This is a genomic window from Paraburkholderia antibiotica, from assembly GCF_012927125.1.
GTDB lineage: Bacteria > Pseudomonadota > Gammaproteobacteria > Burkholderiales > Burkholderiaceae > Paraburkholderia > Paraburkholderia antibiotica.
In genome coordinates, this window is sequence record NZ_JABBFZ010000059.1 from 1 (window position 1) to 2,230 (window position 2,230).

General features: G+C 63.1%; 1 protein-coding gene. It reads right to left on the reverse strand.

The window, feature by feature from the left end; all coding sequences use genetic code 11:
- Positions 1 to 2,230: type VI secretion system Vgr family protein (locus tag HHL14_RS32705; protein ID WP_169501731.1), on the reverse strand; the 2,230-nt coding region annotated here is incomplete at both ends.

Sequence of the window (2,230 nt, forward strand, 5' to 3'; positions counted from 1 at the left end):
CCGGCGTCGGTCGTCGCCGGTCCCGCCTGTGGCGTCCCGGCGGGTTCGGCAAACTTGCGCGCCTTGTCCTCGAGGTCATGCTGTTCCTCGAAGTACTGGACCGCACCGCCGCCGCGCGGCACATCATTGATCGTCGCGCGTCCGTTGGCGTCGAGCACGCCAGAACGCAACGAGCCATCGGGGAAGGTGACCTGGTACGGCGCGTTTTTCACCGGCTCGCCGTTCGGATAGGTGTGCCAGAGCTGCATGCCGGTGGCTTCCTGTTGCGGCATGAGTGGCAACGCCTCGCGCTGCGTCGCGGAGGGCGCAATGCGCAATGGTCCGTTGAGCGCCACATCGAACGGACTGCCGATTTCGACGCCGAGATTCGAAAGCCTGATGTACGAGCCACCGCATAACAGCGTGAGCGACTTGCTGGCGTTCAGCGTGATCGAATCATCGGTGCTGGCGATGGTGACAGCCTTGAGCGCGGCGAGGTTCAGCGCGCCGCCCTGTGCCTGCACGTCAACCTTGCCCGCGGCGGCGTAGAGCTTCATGTCCTCCGTGTTCGCAAAGAGCGACACCGCCTGGCCTGCCGCGACCGTGTAATTCCCGCCCACCGCGGTATCGGCATTGCCACCGGCCGTCGTGAACAGGTGACCGCCCGCCGAGAGCTGCATGTGCTCGCCGCTCGTCAGCGCTACGCCATGCGGCGCGGACGCAAGCAGCACGGCCTGCTGCAGGTCCTTCAGTTGCGTTTCGAGCAGGGTCTTCTGCGCCTCGCATTCGGCCACCACTGCCTGCGCTTTCCGCACGGCGTCCGAGAGGCTTTGCATGCGCGCCTGGGCTGCGTGCAGCTGCGTCATCGCGGCGCTCATGTCGAGCGCCTTGCCTTGCGCGCCTGGCTGCGCGTCGGCACTGAAATACAGCCCCTTGCCCCCGCGCAGCACACCGTACATATCGGTGCGAAGCTCGTACCCTTCGTTTCGCGCCTGGTTTTCACGATCCACCGCAAAGCCGAGATTGAGCTGCGACTTGCCGTTTTCGGTGGCGAGCTTGATGTGCTCCTGCCCCTGGCGATCTTCCATCTGAAGCGTATTGTTGCTGCGGGTGTGAATGGTATTGCGCTGTGCCCACGGATGCCCCGATACAACCGGGTCGGTATGCCTGGCCGTGTGAAGAACCTGGGATATGTACGGCCTGTCGGGATTGCCCCACAGAAAACCTACCGTCACGATCGTCTTCGGCTCAAGACCAAAGTGGAAGCCCGTCTGCCCCTGCCCCGCGAATGGCTTCGCGAGCCGCATCGGGCAACTGTCCAGCCCCGGTGTGCGCGGGTCGCGATCCACATGCAGGTTGACGATGTAACGCCCCTGCTGGTCGAGGTACGGCCCCACGTAGTCCTTCGTTGAAGCAATCGTGCCGGTAATGACGCCCTCTATGCGGGGCCACGTCGACTCCATCAACGGCATCCGGTACTGCCGGTCGCTGGGGATGGCGGTGAACTCGGCCTTGTAACCCTGCCTGCGCGAGGCGCTGCAGGTCACGCCAGTGACCAGCAGGCCGTACTTCACCTCGGGCAGTTCGCGATTCGACAGTCCCAGCACGCAGGACGCGGCGATATCGAGCATGTCGCATGTGCCGGTGTAGACGACCTGCTCCGCAAGCGCCACCTCCTGACGCAGTTCCGCTTCACGCGCGGCGTCCGCTTCATCATCCAGATCGAGGCCCCATGTATAGGTCTCGCCGTACACGGTCGGGTCGCTCTGGATGGTTTCTGCGCCATCCACGCACAGGTTATTCGATTGCTCAGGGCTGTAACTGCGCACGGAAAACGTCGCCGGCACCATGGTCGTACGCATCGTGAGAGACTGCACCGATTCCCGGCCACTGGTGTGCAAACCACCTGGCTCCAGATACGGCACCGTGTAGCGCTCCGGGTCTCGCCGGTATTTCGTGAAGTCATCTCCGTAACGCACGTTCTCGCAACGCTCGCCCGGCTCGCACGCAAACCAGATTCCAACCCGTCTGCAAAGGCGCATCATGAATGCGAGGTCGTCTTCACACCACTGTGTGATGATCGGATGCTTGCGGTATTCGCGATGCAGGTCGAACTGGTAGTCCGCGAAAACCTGGTTGAAGTCGTTCTCGCGGAGAATCGTTTCGATGATCTCCGGTTCGCTCTGGTCAAGAAAGAAACGGGTGCGCGGCGTGTTCCGTAGCAGCGCAAGGCGCGACTCCAGCGTGACCT